Origin of the sequence: Acetobacter farinalis (genome assembly GCF_011516935.1) — a bacterium.
GTDB lineage: Bacteria > Pseudomonadota > Alphaproteobacteria > Acetobacterales > Acetobacteraceae > Acetobacter > Acetobacter farinalis.
The window spans coordinates 541,886-560,630 of sequence record NZ_WOTF01000001.1 but is presented as its reverse complement, the minus strand read 5'-3'; the positions used below and the strand labels follow the sequence as shown (position 1 = coordinate 560,630).

Sequence of the window (18,745 nt, the reverse complement as noted above, 5' to 3'; positions counted from 1 at the left end):
CCCTCAGTCTGCCCGAGCCCGCCACAGGCAGCAACCGGGACACAGGGCTGCAAATTTCACACACGCCGGAAAGGATGCAGAAAACATCAGGACTGGTAGAATAACCCCTTGACCAAAAAAGAGAACTTATATAGAACAAACTTCTATAAATACAAAAACACATATCTGCTCCGAGGTGCCGCATGCTGACCCGCAAACAGCACAAACTGCTGCTTTTTATTGATTCCCACCTCAAGCAGACGGGTTTTTCTCCTTCTTTCGATGAAATGAAAGATGCCATGGGCCTGCGGTCCAAGTCCGGCATCCACCGCCTGATTTCCGGACTGGAAGAACGCGGCTTCCTGCGCCGCCACCATCACCGGGCACGCGCGCTGGAAGTGATTCACCTTCCCGAAATTGCTTCCGCGTCTGAAGCCCTGCCCGCCAATGTGGTCCGGGGAGATTTCGTACGCCAGCAGAACAGTGCTCTGAAAATTCCGCTCTATGGCCGCATTGCCGCGGGTTTGCCGATTGAAGCTCTGGCTGAAACCGATACGTTTCTGGATATCCCGAAAGACATGATCGGCTCAGGAGAGTTCTACGCTCTGGAAGTCGCCGGAGATTCGATGATTGACGCCGGCATCATGGACGGAGATCACGTGATTATCCGCCGTGCGGAAGATGCTGAGAATGGCCAGATTATCGTCGCTCTGATTGATAACAGTGAAGTCACGCTCAAGCGCCTGCGCCGCAAGGGCAACACCATCGCGCTCGAGCCCGCCAACCCGCGTTATGAAACCCGCATTGTGCCAGCCGAACGCCTGCATATTCAGGGGAAACTGGCCGGATTGATCCGCCGGTATCATTGATCCTGCACGGGTGTGCAGACATCACGCCATGAGGGAAGCAAACGGCTCAGCTCCACAACACTCTGAGCCGTAATCTTCTCCTGCTGCGGAAGTGCTGCCAGAATGCGCACCCGTCCTTTTTCCTGAATTGTACGGCTGTTTTCCGGATTAAGCGGCCCGCTGAACACCACACCCGCAACAGCCAGCCCACGCGCACGCAGGGCCTCCAGACTCAAAAGGGTATGGTTCAGGGTGCCCAGCCCGCTGCGGGCAACCAGCACAACCGGCAGCCCCCAACGTTCTGCCAGATCAATCATCATCAGTGTTTCTGTGGCTGGCACCATCAGGCCGCCAGCCCCTTCCACCACCAAAGGACGCTCGGCCTGATCCAGAGGAAGAATTAGGCCTGCCGGGTCAATCTCCGCCCCTTCCGCCTGTGCCGCTGCCAGAGGGGAGAGCGGTGCCTGATAAGCTCCAGCAGGAGCAAAGCAGTCCTCCACCGCGCACCCGCTCAATGCCTGAACCGTTGCGGTATCCCCCGCCTCATCCGCAAGGCCGCTTTGCAGTGGTTTCCAGTAGAGCGCCTTCCAGGCCTGCACCAGACAGGCGGACGTCAGGGTTTTTCCCACACCGGTATCTGTTCCGGTCACAAAAACCCCGGCACGCTGCGGCTTCTGAAAACAGCCATAGGCCAGATTCCAGGTCACAACAGCGCCAGCTTTTTCAAAACGCCGTAAAACACGCCGCAACTGCGCCGGAGAAAACGGCCGCCGCCCTTCCCGTGGCACAGATGCCCCCGTATCTTTCAGATGCCTGACAAAAGCCAGACCGTCCTCAAAGGACTGGAGGCAGCGTTCCGCCACCCAGCGCCCGGAACACAGGTCGGGCTGCCATGCCTGAAGGGCCTGCTCTGCGGGATACTCCGGTGTTGCGGCCGCAAGCCCTTCCGCAGCGCAGGCCCTCTGCCATTCCTCAAATGTCCCTGCCAGCAGGGTTGAAACCCCGACCACCCCGCCGGGAGCCAGCAGGCCAGTCAGCGTGCGCAAAACTGTTTGTGGTGCGTCCAGCCACTGAAAAACCAGATTACCGCAAATCAGGTCAAACGGCCCTGAAACATCGGGGCGGGCGGCATCCATCTCATAAAACCGCACGGTATTGCCAACGCGCGCGCGGGCGCGCTCCAGCATGCGTGGGGCCAGATCTGTCGCCACCAGCTCCGCCTGAGGCCATGCCCTGTGAAGCAACTCCGTCAGAAAGCCCGTGCCGCAGCCAATTTCCAGAATGCGGGTCGGCACGCGGCCTGCCAGCCGTCTCTGGATCTCTTCAAACAGACGCCGGGCCGCCACACGTTGCAGCACGGCGGTGGCCTCATACGCCTCAGCGGAGTCAAAACTTTGCTGAATTCGGACGTGTCGGGCGTGAGAAGAGGCGTCAGTCATGGCTTTTCCATCGTTTCAGACATCATGCGCCGCACAGCCCCGGCGCAGATATGCGGATGCGTGAGCGGCAGCATGTGGCCCCCCTCGCCCTGCCATTCAACCGGCACACCGGCCGGAAGGGAAGCCCGTGTCATATCCGGGCTAACAATTGGGTCCTGCTCGCCCGCCAGAATCCTCACATTCCCGGCCAGATGCGCCAAAACAGGCCGTGCATCCAGCGTCATCAACCCGTTCAGCCCGTCCGCCAGTGCTGGCACGCACAGATCGTGCGCGGCCGCGGGTTCTGCGCCGCACCGGGCGCGAAAACTGTTCACCACCTGCCCGGCATCACGCTGCAAGCCCGCCTGCATACGGGACAGCACACGCGGTGCTACGCCTTGCACAAACGTATCCCCCGCGGAAAAACGCCCGAATGCATTGATCCCCAGAAAGTGGCTGCCCTCCGGCCACGCGCCCTGCGAAAGCCCCCAGAGAAACCCGAAGGAATGGCCCACCAGCAGCACAGGCCGCCCGCTCTTCATCAACGCATGGTGCTGAGCCTGTGTTTCCGCCTGTGGCGCCCCGAAGTAGCCCAGATCCAACAGGGTTGAGGAAGGCTGCTCAAGCGCTTCCAGCACGGGCCGCCAGACCTCCGGCCCGAACCCCCACCCATGCACGAAAACCGGTTGCAGGCCCGTCATGACAGCCCTTCTGCCTCAAGCTCCGCCACGGCAGCGCATAGCCCTTGCGCAAGCTGATCCACCTGCGCTTCCGTGTGTGTGCCGTGCAGCACCACACGCAGGCGGCACGCGCCCGGGGGCACGGTTGGAGGACGAATGGCGATGGCCAGAAACCCTGCTTGCTCCACCTTGCGTGAGAGCGCCAGAGCTCTCTGCTCGCTCCCCACCACAACGGGCACGATCTGGGTAGAAGATGGCCCCGTTTCCAGCCCGGCACGGGCCATATGCTGGCGGAACCGGGCCGCCAGCCCGGCCACATGCTGGCGGGTCTCGTCCAAATGCGGCAGCAGGTCCAGTGCGGCCTCCACCGCCCCCAGCACCAGCGGAGAAGGCGCTGTGGAATAGATATAGCCCGAGCCTTTGTTCACCAGCCAGCGGCACACGGCGGAGGAGGATGCAACAAACGCGCCCATCCCGCCCAGCGCCTTGCTGAACGTGCCGATAATCAGGTCTGCCTGCCCGTCCGCCAGCCCCTTGCCCCCTGCCCCCAGAATGCCGGTGGCATGGGCCTCATCCACACACAGGAACGCCCCGTAGCACCGGGCCAGCGCACCCAGCGCCGCCATATCGGCCCGATCTCCATCCATGCTGAAAACGCTTTCCGTCAGGATGATTTTCAGCCCGGGCGCGTCTGCCTTGCGCAGCAGGTCTTCCAGATGGTCCAGATCATTATGCCGGTAGCGCACCGGCCGCACACCCGCCGCAGCACACCCATGATACAGGCTGGCATGAATCAACCTGTCCACCAGCAGCACAGGAGGCGCGCCCGTGGCGGCAAGGGATATCTGCGCGAGGGCTGGCACCAGAGTGGCGTTCGCCTGCCAGCCGGACGAGAAAATGCAGGCGGCCTCCATCCCTTTCAGGGCCGCCAGCCGGGCTTCCAGCGCCACCACGCCGGGTGCTGTGCCTGTCACCAGCCGTGAAGCGCCTGAACCGGTGCCATACCGTTCGCCCCACGCAAGGGCACGCTCCCGCAACAGAGGGTGCGCCCGCAGGCCGAGATAATCGTTGGAGGAGAAATCAACCAGAACGGTGCCGTCTTCTTTTGCCAGCAGCCCATTGGCTGCGGGCTGAAGACTGCGCGGCGCGCGAAGACGCCCCTGTTCGGCCAGTTCCTCCAGCCCCCGCTGGAAAAGATGATCAAACCGCGTCATGAAGCGAGTGGTGCCGGAGCCGGGACCGCCGGTCAATCACCCAACAGGAGTTCTCGTGCAATGTCTTCCCCCCGGAATCCCTCTGCAGCACCCCGCACCCCCACCGTTCAGCACGCAGAACAGGCCACACCGCACAGCCCGCCCCCCATGCCCGACTGGTATCAGCAGGGCCTGCCGCATATCTGGCTACCCTACAGCCAGATGAAAACAGCGCCCGCCCCTCTGGCCGCCCGAAGCACGCAGAATGCCCGCATTCAGCTTACCGATGGCCGGGAACTGGTGGATGGCGTTGCCGCGTGGTGGACAGCCTGCCACGGCTACAATCATCCCCACATCCGCGCGGCCGTTCAGGCACAACTGGAGACCATGCCGCATGTCATGTTCGGCGGCATGGTGCATGAGCCCGCCCTGCGGCTTGCCAGCCGCCTGAGCGCCCTGCTGCCCGGAGATCTGGAGCGTGTTTTCTTTACGGACTCCGGTTCCGTTGCCGTGGAAGTCGCCATGAAAATGGCCATTCAGTACCGGCTGAACACAGGCGAGCCAAAGCGTACCAAAATGCTGGCGTTCAAGGGCGGATATCATGGAGATACCCTTGCAACCATGGCGGTGTGTGACCCGGAGGAAGGCATGCACCACCTGTATGGCGATGTGCTGGCCACCCATATCATCGCCCCGCTCCCGCAGGATGAGGAGAGTGAAGCCGCCTTTTTCAAGCTGCTGGATGAGCACGCCCATGAACTGACAGCCATTCTCACCGAACCGCTGGTGCAGGGCGCGGGCGGTATGCTGTTCCACGCCCCCGCTGTCCTGCGCACCTTGCGGGCGGCGGCGGACCGCTATGGCCTGCTTCTTATTCTGGACGAGATTTTTACCGGCTTTGGCCGCACAGGCACGATGTTCGCCTGTGAGCAGGCAGGGATTGTGCCGGATATCATCACGCTTTCCAAAGCGCTGACAGGCGGCACCATGGCGCTGGCCGCCACCGTGGCCCGCCCGCATGTGTTTGAGGCCTTTCTTTCAGACACGCCGGACCACGCCCTGATGCACGGCCCCACCTTTATGGCCAACGCTCTGGCCTGCGCCAGCGCCAATGCCGCGCTGGATCTGTTTGAAACAGAGCCTCGCCTTGAGCAGGTGGCCGCAATCAACCGGCACCTGACGGAAGCGCTGGAACCCTGCCGCATGCTGCCGGGCGTGAAGGATGTGCGCGTGCTGGGCGCTATCGGCGTGGTGGAGCTGGAAAAAATCGCCAACCCGGATGCCCTACGCCAGCGCTTTATTGCGGAAAATGTGTGGATCCGCCCCTTCCGCTCCATCGTGTACGTCACGCCGGCTTTCACGATTCCGCCAGAAGACCTGCGAATCCTGACGGATGCCATTTACCGGGTTCTGTCTACCTAACACGCCCCCACGCTGGGTGCGCCGAGGCCATGCCGCAAGCGCACCGGACAGCCTCGCTACGCACAGGCGGAGCCGCCCTCACGATACCTGGCAGGACGCGCTAATCCCAGGAGGCAGCGGCTTTATCATCCGCGTCCCGCGCTTCAACCCAGACCCGGCGTCCATCCTGATACTGTTCGCACTTCCAGAACGGAGCGCCGGTCTTGAGTCGGTCTATCAGGAAATGTGTTCCCGCCAGAGCTTCCGCCCGGTGGGCGGAGGCGGTGCCCACAAACACGATCGGGGCTCCCACCGCCAGCGTGCCGACACGATGGATAAGCGTGCACCCCAGCAGGCTGAACCGCTCCATGGCGCTTGCCGCCAGATCAGTCAGAACCTTTTCAGTCATGCCCGGATAGTGCTCCAGCGTAAGGCTTTCCAGCCCGTCCGGCCCACCCCGCACCTGCCCCATAAATACGCTGATCCCGCCTGTTCCTGGCGCACCGGTGGAAAGGCGGGTCATCTCCGCCCCCATATCAAACAGGTCTTCCTGAACAAGAACACGCGGCTCGGGACTATGCAGCACGGGGCTTATCCCCCGGTCATGGGAGGGAAAAAGGCCAGTTCATCGCCCGGCTTCACGGTATCCTGAAACGTTGCGAGGGTCTGGTTGATGGCAACCCGCAAACGCGGAGAGGCTGCAAAAACCTCATCCATCACAGAGTCCTGCCTGCGCAGGCCCTGTATCAGGGCGTCTACCGTCATGGGGGATGCAGGCAGGCTGACAGCCTCTCTCTCCCGCCCCATCTGCTCGCGCAATGCAGCGAAATAGAAAATCGTGACGTCCTGCGTCATACCCGTATCCTTAAACTTTCAATGCCCCGAAGGCGGCAACCTGCGGCGTGCCTGTTCATACCACACACTGTGGCCGTAACACTGTAGCCGCAGCCCGCCGCACGTCAGCCACTCTCCTCTATGCATGCCACCCTGCGCGCACAACGCCCCCGCTCAATGCTGCGGAGCAGGAGCTTGAGCCGGAGGGGAAACCGGAACATGGTTTGGGGTTGAGGCTGGGGCTGAAGTTACCGCTGGAACTGGAGCCGGAACCGCAGTCGGGGCGGGAGCCGGAGCCGTGGTCGGCTTCGTGGCTTGTGTTGTTGTGACAGACCCATCCGGGTGAATGAGTGTTATGGTGCCGTCTCCATTGGGAATTTCAATGGTAGAGGCAGATTCGGGCTGAGCGCCGTATCGCGATGCAGCATCAGGTTCCGCATCCGGCAGCTTTCCTGTGATGGAATCCGAAGAGCCATCCGGCTCCCCAACGCTGAGTTCCCCACCATCCTGCAAGAGCGGTCCACCCCCCAGACCAGCGCTACCACCCAGAACCGTGCCTGAGCGTTCTTTTTCCACATCGGCGAGCGTTGGCAGCGGTGCGGGCGGCCCCGGCCAGATATCGCCACCGGAGGGCAGCAGCGGGGTTTCCGCAGTGGAATACCCACGCACCCGGCGCATGTTGAGCGTATCCCCGGAGGGTGCGTTAGGATTCGCACCCGGTAGTGTTGCGGTATCGGATACAAATTTCCCGAGCCCGGAGCACCCGCTCAAAACCAGACACACACCAACAAGAGCGGCTTTCCGCATCAACTGACTCCGCTAACCATGACACATGCAGGCGAATCAGAGATCCCTGCCCCGGCACCAAGCATGCCGCCTGAAACTTAAATAACGGTTTGCGAAGGCGACACAACCCGGTGGACCGGATTTGCCGCCCCTCTATCCGGCAGGCGTGATTTTAAAACGGCAGTTCACGAGAGATTAACGTGGCGCAGCCCCGTTGTCAGATAATCCCACCCGGTGATGAGGGTCAGCACTGCGGCAATCCACAGCAGAACCGCACCAATCAGCGCGACATGCAGCCATGGCATCCCCAGCAGTACACCTGTGCCATCTCCGGCCAGCAGGAAGCCGATAGCCGTCATCTGAAAGCCGGTTTTCCATTTTGCAAGGCGTGTCACCGGCAGGCTGGCCCGGCGTTCGGCCAGATATTCCCGCATGCCGGACACAAGAATTTCCCGGCAGAGAATGATAATGGCAGGCCACAGGGTGAAATAGGGCATCCGGCCCAGCCCGGCCAGTGTCATCAGGCAGGCCCCCACCAGCAGTTTATCTGCAATGGAATCGAACATCCGCCCGAAGTCGGACAACTGATGGCGGGACCGCGCCAGCTTGCCATCAAAATAGTCGGTCACCCCGGCCAGAATAAACAGCAGACACGCCATCGCATCCATTAGCGGCGTGCCGCATGCGGCAAGAAGCACCACAATCGGGATCGCTACGATACGCGATATGGTCAGAACATTCGGCAGGTCTGTCAGCATCTGTAGAATGCTAGCCTATTTCCCGCACAGCTGAAATGGTTTCTGAGTGGTGCTTTCAGCCACTCACCCAGAAGTTCCCTGCACGGCTGAAAACGGGGGCTATCCCGGCGTCCAGTCCGGGTGAAAATGGCCATACACGGCTCGCGCTGTCTCCCGGTTGATCCCCGGCGCCGATTCGAGCTCCGCCAGACCTGCCTGCTTCACGGCCCGCGCGGAGCCAAACGTGTTGAGCAGCATTTTTTTCCGTGCAGGCCCGACCCCCGGAATGTCATCCAGTTCGGATGTGACCAGCGTTTTGGAACGCCCGGCCCGATGCGTGGTGATGGCAAAGCGATGCGCCTCATCCCGCAGCCTTTGCAGGTAATACAGCACAGGATCACGCGGTTCGAGCTGAAATGGCGGGGCATCCCCGGTATGGAACCATTCCCGCCCGGCATCGCGGTCCGGCCCCTTGGCAATGCCAACCAGCTTGACACCCGTCACACCCAGATCATCCAGCACACCGCGCACGGCGGAATACTGCCCTGCGCCACCGTCAATCAGCAGCACATCCGGCCAGTTTGACACATCCCCCTCCGCCGCTTCTTTCAAGGCGCGGCCAAAGCGGCGCTCCAGCACTTCCCGCATCATCGCGAAGTCATCCCCCGGGGTTACAGGCCCCTTGATCAGGAACTTGCGATAAGCGCGCCGATCAAAGCCTTCCGGGCCGCCAACAATCATCACGCCATAGGCGTGCGAGCCCATGATGTGGCTGTTATCATATACTTCAATTCGCTCGGGTGGGGCGTCCAGCCCGAACACCCGCGCCACGCCCTCCAGCAGTCTGGCCTGCCCGGCACTCTCGGCCAGCTTCCTGTGCAGGGCGTCCCGCGCGTTGGCTACCGCGTGATCCAGCACCTGCTTTTTCTCGCCCCGCATGGGGTGCAGGATTTCCACCCGGCGCTCACGCCGCAAGGTCAACGCTTCGGCCAGAAGCGCTTCTTCCGGCAGATCATGATTGACCAGAATCTGCGCAGGACATGGTTTGTCATCATAAAACTGCGCGATAAAGGCTGCCAGAATATCGCCCGGAGCCTCTTCCTGCGTATGGGCCGGGAAAAAGGACCGGTTACCGTTATTGCGCCCGCCCCGGATGAAGAAGACCTGAATGCAGGCCTGCCCGGCTTCCTGCCATATCCCGAAAACATCGGCATTCTGGAGGGAGGCCGGATTGACCACACTGGAATCCTGCATCTGCGCCAGCGCGCGGATACGGTCCCGCATGGTGGCCGCACGCTCAAAATCCAGCGCTTCAGCCGCCCGATGCATCTCCGCACTCATCTCTTCCCGCAGGGCGTGATCCTTGCCGGACAAAAAGGCCCGCGCCTGCTCAACCAGCGTCGCGTAGGACGCCTGATCAATCCGGTCCACACAGGGCGCGGAACAGCGCTTGATCTGGTACAGCAGGCATGGCCGGGTTCGGCTGTTGAACACGGCATCCGCACAGGAGCGCAGCAGAAAAACACGCTCCAGCAGATTGAGGGTCTGGTTCACGGCCCAGGCTGACGCAAAAGGCCCCCACAGACTGGCCCCTTTCACCGGTTTGCCACGATGTTTGGCGATCTGCGGGAAAGGATGACCGTCTGTCAGCATCAGCCAGGGGTAACTCTTGTCATCCCGCAGCAGGATGTTGAAGCGCGGCTTCATGCGCTTGATGTAGTTGGCCTCAAGCAGCAGGGCTTCGGCCTCTGTATGGGTTGTGACAATCTCCATGGAGACTGTTTCAGACACCATCCGGCGCAGGCGTTCGGGCAGGCGGTTCACCTGCGTGTAGGAGACCACCCGCTTTTTCAGCGCCAGCGCCTTGCCAACGTAGAGAACGTCTCCCTTCTCCCCCAGCATGCGGTAAACGCCCGGGGAGAGAGGCATGGTTTTCAGCGCCTCCCTGATCACCTCCACCCCTTTCAGCGGGGCAGAGGGGGTGCCCTCCTCCGCCCCGCCGGGGGGCACGTTTGAAGAGTTTTCAGATGCCATCAGGCGCTCTTTCGAGGCAGGAATTTCATCCACCGATTTTGTGGATAAGTCTGTGGACCAGCCGGGCTTGACACCCCGAAATCCGCAGATTTCCCGCACTCCTGACGCATTGCATATTTTTTAGCCAAACAGAACAACCCATTGATTTAAAAGAATTTTATGCACCGCACTCCAAAGCCGTCAGCCCAACCATGGAGAGTTTGTTAAAAATAAGACCTGTCAAGAGAGGAAGTGGACAAAACTCACAAAAATCTGGCGCTGTGCTTTTCAGCCAATAGTCCCGCTTTGTTCTGCCACAGCTTCCGCCCTGGCAAGTAACCGCATGAAATTTCCGCCCCAGAATGCGGCAATTTCGCTCCTGTCATACCCACGGCGCAGAAGCTCTGCCGTCAGGTTCACGCCCTGCGTGGCGTTCTGCCAGTCGGCCAGCGCGCCGCCGCCATCAAAATCAGATGAGATGCCCACATGCTCCGGGCCAATACGCCGCACGACATAGTCAATATGGTCCACAAAATCGGCAACACCGGCAGACCGCGGCGCATCCCCCTCACGCGGCTTCAGGAAGGCGGGCATGGCGGTAATCTGGATCACGCCCCCGCTCTCCTTCAACGCATCCAGCTGGCCATCATCCAGATTGCGCGGATGGTCACACAGGCTCCGCACGCAGGAATGGCTGGCCACAACCGGCACGGCGGACGCCGCCACAGCCTGCATCATGGTGTTTCTGGAGGCATGAGAGACATCCACCAGCAGTCCGAGCCGGTTCATTTCCCGCACCGCCTCACGCCCCAGCGCGGAAAGCCCGCCATGTGTCTCCGGCTTGTCCCCCAGACTGGGGCGATGCACGGCGGAATCCGCCAGAGCGTTGTGGCCATTATGGGTCAACGTCACATACCGCGTCCCTCTGGCGCGGAACTGCGCGAGCAGAGCCGGATTATCCCCCATGGCATAGCCGTTCTCCACGGCTGGAATAACGGCCAGAACCCCGGCCTCATGCGCCGCATTGATTTCTGAAACTGTGGCGCACACGCGCGCCGTCACCCCATTCCGGGTGCCCTGCATGCTGTTGATCACATCCAGCATGGCCAGACACTGGGCCTGCGCCTGAGCGTGGTTTTCCGCATTCACCTCCGCCTGGGCGATATAGGCCACAAAGCAACCCGCGGACATCCCGCCTTTCTGCATCTTGGGCAGATCAACCCGGCGGGCCTCTGTCTCCTCAAAGGCATCATCCTGATCCGGCCAGGGGATGTCGATATGGCTGTCCAGCGTGAACAGGGCGCGGTGCAGCGCTTCAGCTTCAGGAGAGGAAACGGAGTGAGGCTGGCCCTGCCGAGCCTGTGGGGAAGACGTCATGAGAGGAAAATGGTCCTGCTGGTAAAGATTACAAGGCACATACCCTGCGGTGCGCACTCATTATGTGACGGTTTTCTCTTGCCCCGCAAACCAGGATGCGCAATGCCTCAGCCTATGCGACTTGTGACATGGAATATCAATTCCCTCCGCCTGCGCCTGCCCCGGCTTGAAGAGCTGGCAGCCGCTCTGGCCCCGGACGTTATCTGCCTTCAGGAAACCAAGGTGCCGGACCCGCTCTTCCCCGAAGAGGCCGTGCGCGCCCTGGGCTTTGAGCACCTGCATTACAAGGGCATGAAGAGCTATAATGGTGTCGCCATTCTCTCGCGCCACCCGATAACCCCGCTGGATAATCTGCCGGACTGGCATGGCAAGGAAGATTGCCGCCATGTGGGCGCGACCCTCGCCACGCCATCAGGCCCGGTGGAGCTGCATGATTTTTACGTGCCCGCCGGAGGCGACATCCCGGACCCGGAGGCCAACCCGAAATTTGCGCACAAGCTGGCGTTTGTTGAGGAAGTAACCGCGTGGTTTGAGGCCCGCAGGCCGCAGCGCGCCGTTCTGGTGGGAGACCTCAATATCGCGCCGCTGGAACATGATGTGTGGAGCCACAAGCAGTTGCTCAACATTGTCAGCCACACCCCGCCGGAAACCGAGCGGCTGAACCGCTGGATGGAAACAGGCTTTGTGGATGCCATGCGGCATTTTGTCCCGCCGCAGGAAAAACTGTACACATGGTGGTCCTACCGCAATCGCGACTGGAAGGCCTCCAACCGGGGCCGCCGTCTGGACCATGTGTGGGTCACGCCTGATCTGGTTCCGAACCTCTCGGGCATGACGGTCGCGCGGGAAGCACGAGACTGGGCCAGCCCCTCCGACCATGTGCCCGTGGTGGTGGATTTCCAGTTCTGAAGGCTGCCTGACGCAGCCTTTGCGGGAACAGCCTCAGCAAATCACTCCCGGCACAGCTTCTCAGTAACGGTACTGCCAGAGCAGCCCGACACTGCTGCCGGGATCATTTTCCGGGGTGGTGAAGCCTGTCACGTTCCCGCCCGTGCCCACCGTGGTGTTCAGCTTGAGGTGTTTGGTCAGATCAACCTGCACCTGCGCCTGCGTGCCCGAGCCGGAGGTGGCCTGCTTGGCCCCTACATAAACGCCACGCATCACATATTTCCCGGCTTCCACCGTGGTGCCGCCATTCCCCACGCCTGAACCACCGCCAACGGCAAGCCGGTCCAGATGCAGGGTTTTGCGGAGCGTGCCCATCGGGTCAAAAGATGTCACGCCTGTCAGCGTTGCCAGTGCCGTTCCCAGCTCTATCATCTGGGTGGATGAGAGCGAGTGGGCATCCGTGCCGAACAGCAGCATGGCCAACACCTGATCCTGCGGGAGAGGCGGGATGGATTCAAAGCTGATTTTGGGAGCGCTGGCATAGCCCCCCACCTTCAGCATGGCGGTCTGCCCGTTCACAACGCGGTCTGCCTCGAAATCCAGCGTGGGGTCCAGCTTGTGGTCCACGCTGCTGCCGTTGAAGCCCACGCGCCCCTTCGTGAAGTTGAGCGAAATCCCGGCCAGATCGAAATTTCCGCGCTTGAGGTCAAACCCACCGCTGACCAACGGTGCGGAACTCGTTCCCTTGATCCTGAGCCTGCCCGCCATTTCCGCATCCAGACCATGTCCGCGCACGGAAAATTTGCCGGGGGATGTCACGATCAGATTCAGCCCGATCACGCTCGCCGTTGCGCTGGCCGCCGCATCTGCATCCGTCTGTGGTTTGTCCCCCGGACGCACCACATCCAGCCGCGCCACGGACGATGGCAGGGAGTTGGGGATATTGATTTCCACTTTCTGCAGATCAATGCCCCCGGCCACATCCATCCGGGCCTGCGCCTGCCCCTTGATGGTGATGTCCGAATTCATCACAGCCGTCAGCAGGCTACTGGCAACAGGGCGGGCATTATGCGCCACAAAATGAAGGTCCACCGGCAACCCCGGTGCCAGAACCCCGACAGACCCCGTAAGCCCCAGAGTGCCACCTCCCGCCTTTGCGCTCAGGTTCTGGATAACAATACTGCTCCCTTCCCCCACAATACGCCCGTTAATGGCAGCCAGATGCACACCCTGCGCAAAATCCTGAATATCCGCATTCAACAGGTCTACCGCGCCGGTCACACGGGGTGCGCCCAGTGTTCCCGCCACCTGCAAGGCAAGCTGGATCTGCCCCAGCGCCTGCCGCCCCTGTGCGCCCAGATAGCCATTGGCAATGGCCAGATCCAGATGCCCGCTGGTGCGTAGGTTAACCGGCCCGGTTTTGGAAAGCGGGGCCGTGCCGGAAACCCCCAGCGCCAGCTTTGGTCCGGCTTCCGCCTGCACCTGCACCTTGGCGGCAGTGCCCGCCAGATTAACCGAGGCATCCAGTTGCAGAGGCGGGAGAGAGGCCACAGCCGAAGCCCCCTGCATCCGCAGCCCGTGCCCTGCGAGATGCACCTGCCCCACAGGGCGCTCCATGGTGCCGCTGACTTTTGCCTGAACAGCCAGCGTGCCCTGCGCACGCAGGTCCGGCATGAAGGGCCGTGCCAGAGCCGGTGTCAGGTTGCGCACATCCACCGTGGCCGCAAGCGTGGGTTTGATACGCCCGGCGATATCCGCCGTAGCGGGCTCCGCGCCCTGCGTGCCCAGTGTCACACGCAGGCGGTCAACCCCCATGGTCTCACCAAAGGAAACCAGCGCCGGCGCCAGAAGCCGCAGATTTTCCTGCCGGGCCGTGGCGGCCAGCTTTTGCAGCCGCACCTGCCTGGCTGGAAGATTGAGCAAGGCCGCCATATCAAGAGAGAGCGGGCTGCCAGACCAGCTTGCCGGGCCAATCTGCGCAGTCAGCGCCATGGCGCTGTCCGGTCCTTTCGCGGCAAGACGCGCCTGCCCTGTCACCCCGGCCGCAGCCAGACCGCCCAGCTTCAGGTTCAAATCCACATTCGGGTGCGCTGCCGGGTCCTTGATCGTTCCGGCCAGAGAAAGTGAACCGACTTTGGCCTGCGGCATGGCCACATTGCCATCCAGCTTCAGCGCCACCAGCGGCTTCTGGTCCACCTGCGTGGTTTTGACAGCCGCCACCAGCGCCCCGGAAATCGGCTGGCCGATAAGCTCTTTCAGGTCAGCAAGCCGCCCTACTTTCAGGTCCAGCGTGCCCAGCGGCACCACCTCTCCTGCGGCAAGAGAGAGCGACCCCTGCCCCTGAAGACTGTTCCAGGAGAGTTTTTTCAGGTCAATCTGCCGGCTGCCCTTGGCATCCTGCGCAAGAGCCACGTTGAGCAGCAAGGGCGCACGATTAACCGAACCATGCGCATCCACCGTGCCTTGTGGCGCGGACGGCAGATGGGCAAGATCAGCATCCAGCACCACAGGGCCGCGCGGCATGGTCGCGGTGCCGGGGTCTCCCTCAAGGTGCAGTTTGGCCACAAAATCCTGCATCAGCCCCTTGGCGGACAGCGCCAGCGTGACCCCGCCCCGCAGGGAGGGCAGCGCCCGCGCCAGATCAGGCAGCGCCAGCGTGCCGGTGATATCCAGATCCTGCCCGACATCCACCCGGCCCTGCGCCTTCAGGTGCAGGGCCTGTCCGTCCACGGTCAGGGACGTCAGATCAATCTGCTGCCCGCCAGACTGCGCAGCAGGCTGCGGGGCTTGCGCCTTCTGCGCGGGCGCAGGGCCAGCCCCACCCGGGTTCGTGTTGGGGCCGGGCGCGGCGGGTGTCGCGGCAGGAGCGGCCTTTTCTGGTGACACGGAACCGCTCTGCGGGCGCATGGCGGCAACCAGCGCAAAGGTGCCTTTCGGGCCGATAAGCCCCGCAGCCTGAGGCTGGCCACCGGTAATGGCCAGAGTGCCATCCGCTTTCAGGTGGGTGTCACCCTCCGCTTTGGCGGGCAGGTCAAACTGCGCCGTGAGAGCGGTATTCCCTTGCAGCGGTGTGCCCGCCACCTGCCCGATGGGGCGGAGGTCCGGCAGGGTCAGGGTGAGCGTGCCCCGTTGCGGCGCCGCAGTCAGCACAGAGCCTGTCAGATGCAGCAGGGGGTGTGAAAGATCGAATTCCAGCGGTTTTCCGGCGGGCTGCGGAGAAAGCTTCGCGTCCAGTTGCAGCGGCGCGGAAGCCAGCAGGTTCGGCGCACTGCCGGGAATGCGCACCCCCTCCGCCGTCATGACAAGATGCAGCAGGTCCGCCACGCCGGGCCGCCCGCTCTGGCCATTGAACGTGGCTTTCAGCGTTCCCACCGCAGCTCCGGCCGCGGCCAGCCTTTCGACCAGCAACTCAGCCGTGCCATCCGGTGCGGCCATTTTTCCTTTAAGCTGGACGGCCAGATGAAGGGTGTCCCACCCGATATCCGGTGTCAGGGAAAGCTTGGGCGCGTCAAACTGCGCAGACAGACGCCCCATTTCTCCGGCCAGCAGGTTCAGCACGCCATCCGCCTTGGCTGTTACCGGCCCCGCCGCAGCGGAAAACCCCAGTACAGCCGCGTCTGTCGGCCCCTTGATATCCAGCGCGAGAGACAAGGGCGTGAGCTGCGGCATCTTCAGTCTGGCCGCGGCAAAGCCATCCTTGCCTTCCTGCGCATCCAGATGCAGGCCGAGCAGCCCGCCTCCGGTTGTCGTGGTCAGGTCAATCTGCCCGCTGGCATCCAGCCGTTTGACGTGCAGCGCGATATCCGATTTCGGCAAATTGGGCAGGCTCAGCCCGTCAATCACCGGATCAATGGAAGAGAGGCTCCCATGGCCGGACAGGGAGAAGCTTGCCGGAACACCCGCCAGAGCCGCGCCCACGGCAATGCGCCGCACCGCCAGCGTGCGGATATCCACACTCAGACCGAGTTTGGACTTTGTTGCCGTGGTGGCCGGAGGCGAAGGCGGCGCGGCGGGGTCTGCCACCGGCAGGCGCGGAATAGCCAGTTCATCCGCCGTCAGGGCATAGATCCGGGCGGTGCGCCAGAGCATGCTCACCGGGGACCAGTTCAGGTCCACATTGCGCAGGGAAAGCCAGACACCCTGCGTGTCATGCAGCGCGATGGAGTCCAGATGGAAATGATCAGGAAAGCGGCCGGACATCCCTGCTAGGGTCACGCTGCCGCCTGTGAGTGCTGTGGTCTGCCTGATCAGCAGCGCGCGCCCCGGCCCGGTATTGGCCCCCACCAGAATGACGCCAACAGCCAGAACGGCAACACCCGTCAGCACACCTGCTGAAATACCAAGAATGCGGCCCGCACGGCGGAGAGGCGAGCGACGTGGGGCGGGATTTTCCTCAATGTGCCCAGCCATCAGAACGTCTCCCCAAGACCGATATACAGATCCCACTTGTCTCCGCGATACGCCCGGTTGAGCGGCACGGCCACATCCACCCGCACAGGGCCAATCGGGGTATAATAGCGCACACCGGCACCGGCCCCCACACGCAGGGTGCCGGTAAAGGGCATGCTGCTGCTGCCCACCTGCCCGGCATCAACAAACCCGGCCATACCAAAACTTTTGAAGAGCCGCTGGCGGTATTCAATGGTCCCGGCATCCAGCGATGTCCCGCCAATGGCGTAGCGCGTGCGCCCGTATTGCGGCCCCACACCCTGCCAGCGGTAGCCGCGCACCGTGGCGCTGCCGCCGGCATACATGCGCTGGTCTGGCGGAATATCGTATGTGGAGGCACCCTGAATGCTGCCGATCATCCCGCGCAGGGCAATGATGCTGCGTCCGGGGCGGCTGATGCCAAGATGTGTCAGGTCAAAATAGGTTGAGGCCGAAGCATTGAGAATGGTGAAAAACGACGTGCCACTCCCCTTGTTTCCAAGCGAGACAGACGGCGTTGCATTGATGCTGGCCCGCACACCATGCTGCGCCGGTTCAAGCGGGTTTCCAACACCTGTATTGTCAAACGTGGCCGCCAGCGGGACCGAGACAATCGTGTAGTCCCGCGTGACGTTGAACTGATCAATTTTTTCCTGCTCGCCCGAGAGCCCGAAATTGATATTCCAATGTTTATCAATCCGCCGGGCAATACCGGCACTCACCAGAAATGCCGTCTGGCGGTAGGACCAGAACAACTGGCGCAGGGCTTCAATCCGCACACTCAGATTCTGGTTCCGGCTATAAAAATCGGGCTTCATGAAGTCCGCATAGACATCATACCCCAGCCCCTGCTGCGCGGAGCCGCCCAGACCGGTGATCAGGGCCGTCAACTTCAGACGCTCGGCATTGCCCAGAAGGTTATAATGCGTCCACGTCGCGCCGACGCGCCCCCCCAAATCCGTGGAATACCCCACTTCCGCCCCCACGGACCGGCGCTTGCCTTCCCGCAACGTGAAGTCCAGCGGCATGGTGCCATTGACCGGCTGTGTGGAGCCATCCTTCACCGTCACGCTGGAAAACACGCCAAGCGAAGTCAGGTCCTGCCGTGCGGCCTCAATTCTGGAGGGCTGATAAAGCTCGCCCTCCCGCACGGTCAGACGGCGGCGCACAAAGGACTCATGCACCCGCTTCAGCCCATCCACATCAATCGTACCAATATTCAGCACCGGTCCGGCTGAAACAGGGTAGACAATATCCAGCGTATGGGTCTGCGGCTGCAGGTAGGCGCGGGGCTTGTCCACCTGCGCCAGCGCATGCCCTTCCTCCCGCAGGATATCCAGCAGGGAGCCCCCACTGCCCAGCACCGTCTGCGCCACGGCAGGTTGCCCGGTTTTCAGGCCAAACGCCTCCTGCTGTGCTTTTGTCAGAACAACCGGAGCCTTGGTCTTCGGATCCTGTACCGTGATCGACCCAAGGTGATAAAGCGGGCCTTTCTGAACCTTGATGTCAGCGGTTATTTTTTCACCCGCCGGCACACTGTTCAGCCAGTCAGCAAGGGCGGGAGAGAGCCCATCCATCTGGACGGAATCTTTTTCCTTGGCCCGATGCAGGGTGATCTGCACCGTGCCATTGTAATAGCCGTAACTGTCCAGAGCGGAACGAAGGCGGTCATAATCATTCCGGATCCGCCCGGCGAGCGCAAACGGCCCCACGGCCTGTGTTGCCTGTAAGCCCAGCAGATCGGATGAGGATTTCAGCGCGGCATCCAGATCGGCCTGCCCGGAGCTTTCAAGCTGCGTCACGTAAGGCTGCGGGTCCGCTGCCCAGGCACACCCCGCGGCCACGCCCCAGAGCGTAAAACCGGTCACGACACGATTCGCTGTTAACACGAGACCGTTCAGAACGCCCTTACCGCTCACCTGCACGCACCTCCGCCCAACCCGCTTTTCACCCTCACACGCTTACCCTGCCTCTTAATGTGTCACATTTCGTCGTACTGTTCGTATTGTGCTCCACCACCATGACGAAAATGAGATCACTTTCAGGCTTTTGGATCAGTACACTCCGTATTCTCTTGTGCCATCTTGCGCAGCACTTGCGAAGCACGATTGTCCGACCGGCTCAGTTCGCGTTATGAGAGCCTATGATTCTCCATTCCTGCAG

Annotated in this window: 13 protein-coding genes and 1 pseudogene; 3 read left to right on the top strand and 11 right to left on the bottom strand. The window is 61.9% G+C overall.

The features are described 5' to 3' along the window. Positions 1–182 precede the first annotated feature (182 nt). Entirely contained in the window at positions 183–848 is a 666-nt protein-coding gene (gene lexA / locus GOB82_RS02505) for a transcriptional repressor LexA (RefSeq protein ID WP_166119141.1), read from the top strand. Here the strand turns inward: lexA and bioD are convergent. Genes bioD through GOB82_RS02490 form a run of 3 tightly spaced genes read right to left on the bottom strand, consistent with a single transcriptional unit; the run spans position 842 to position 4,139 of the window. Continuing rightward, complete coding sequence (gene bioD, locus GOB82_RS02500; protein WP_166119138.1) at positions 842–2,266, bottom strand: dethiobiotin synthase; 1,425 nt, start codon at positions 2,264–2,266, stop codon at positions 842–844. The two genes, lexA and bioD, sit on opposite strands and share 7 nt — an antisense overlap. Then, on the bottom strand, positions 2,263–2,946 hold the full coding sequence (locus tag GOB82_RS02495) for an alpha/beta fold hydrolase (protein WP_242007149.1): 684 nt from the start codon (positions 2,944–2,946) through the stop codon (positions 2,263–2,265). The genes bioD and GOB82_RS02495 overlap by 4 nt, the downstream gene beginning before the upstream one ends. After that, entirely contained in the window at positions 2,943–4,139 is a 1,197-nt protein-coding gene (locus tag GOB82_RS02490) for an aminotransferase class I/II-fold pyridoxal phosphate-dependent enzyme (RefSeq protein ID WP_166119688.1), read from the bottom strand. Before GOB82_RS02490 ends, GOB82_RS02495 begins: the two co-directional genes overlap by 4 nt. Positions 4,140–4,286: 147 nt before the next feature. Here GOB82_RS02490 and GOB82_RS02485 point away from each other — a divergent pair, with 147 nt between their 5' ends. Then, entirely contained in the window at positions 4,287–5,540 is a 1,254-nt protein-coding gene (locus GOB82_RS02485; RefSeq protein WP_166119685.1) for an adenosylmethionine--8-amino-7-oxononanoate transaminase, read from the top strand. Between the two features lie 100 nt (positions 5,541–5,640). On the opposite strand, the gene GOB82_RS02480 is transcribed toward GOB82_RS02485, so the two are convergent. From GOB82_RS02480 to GOB82_RS02455, 6 genes and pseudogenes are all read right to left on the bottom strand, one after another. Then, entirely contained in the window at positions 5,641–6,105 is a 465-nt protein-coding gene (locus GOB82_RS02480; RefSeq protein ID WP_377792076.1) for a molybdenum cofactor biosynthesis protein MoaE, read from the bottom strand. A 5-nt stretch (positions 6,106–6,110) separates the two neighbouring features. Then, a complete protein-coding gene (moaD, locus tag GOB82_RS02475; protein WP_166119135.1) occupies positions 6,111–6,374 on the bottom strand; it encodes a molybdopterin converting factor subunit 1 in 264 nt (87 codons plus the stop codon). A 270-nt stretch (positions 6,375–6,644) separates the two neighbouring features. Then, a pseudogene (locus tag GOB82_RS02470) lies at positions 6,645–7,160 on the bottom strand (hypothetical protein); the annotation flags it as partial. Positions 7,161–7,324: 164 nt separating this feature from the next. Further along, entirely contained in the window at positions 7,325–7,897 is a 573-nt protein-coding gene (gene pgsA, locus GOB82_RS02465) for a CDP-diacylglycerol--glycerol-3-phosphate 3-phosphatidyltransferase (RefSeq protein WP_166119132.1), read from the bottom strand. Between the two features lie 99 nt (positions 7,898–7,996). After that, positions 7,997–9,910, bottom strand: coding sequence for an excinuclease ABC subunit UvrC (gene uvrC / locus GOB82_RS02460; protein ID WP_166119130.1), 1,914 nt, complete (start codon positions 9,908–9,910; stop codon positions 7,997–7,999). 267 nt (positions 9,911–10,177) lie between these two features. Then, positions 10,178–11,266, bottom strand: a complete 1,089-nt coding sequence (locus tag GOB82_RS02455) for a dipeptidase (protein WP_166119127.1) — start codon at positions 11,264–11,266, stop codon at positions 10,178–10,180. Between the two features lie 102 nt (positions 11,267–11,368). Between GOB82_RS02455 and GOB82_RS02450 the strand changes: the two genes are divergently transcribed. Next, positions 11,369–12,175, top strand: a complete 807-nt coding sequence (locus GOB82_RS02450) for an exodeoxyribonuclease III (RefSeq protein ID WP_166119124.1) — start codon at positions 11,369–11,371, stop codon at positions 12,173–12,175. A gap of 60 nt (positions 12,176–12,235) precedes the next feature. Here GOB82_RS02450 and GOB82_RS02445 read toward each other — a convergent pair whose 3' ends face one another. Then, on the bottom strand, positions 12,236–16,564 hold the full coding sequence (locus tag GOB82_RS02445) for a translocation/assembly module TamB domain-containing protein (RefSeq protein ID WP_166119122.1): 4,329 nt from the start codon (positions 16,562–16,564) through the stop codon (positions 12,236–12,238). Continuing rightward, a complete protein-coding gene (locus GOB82_RS02440; protein ID WP_265793934.1) occupies positions 16,564–18,450 on the bottom strand; it encodes an autotransporter assembly complex protein TamA in 1,887 nt (628 codons plus the stop codon). The genes GOB82_RS02445 and GOB82_RS02440 overlap by 1 nt, the downstream gene beginning before the upstream one ends. Positions 18,451–18,745 lie beyond the last annotated feature (295 nt).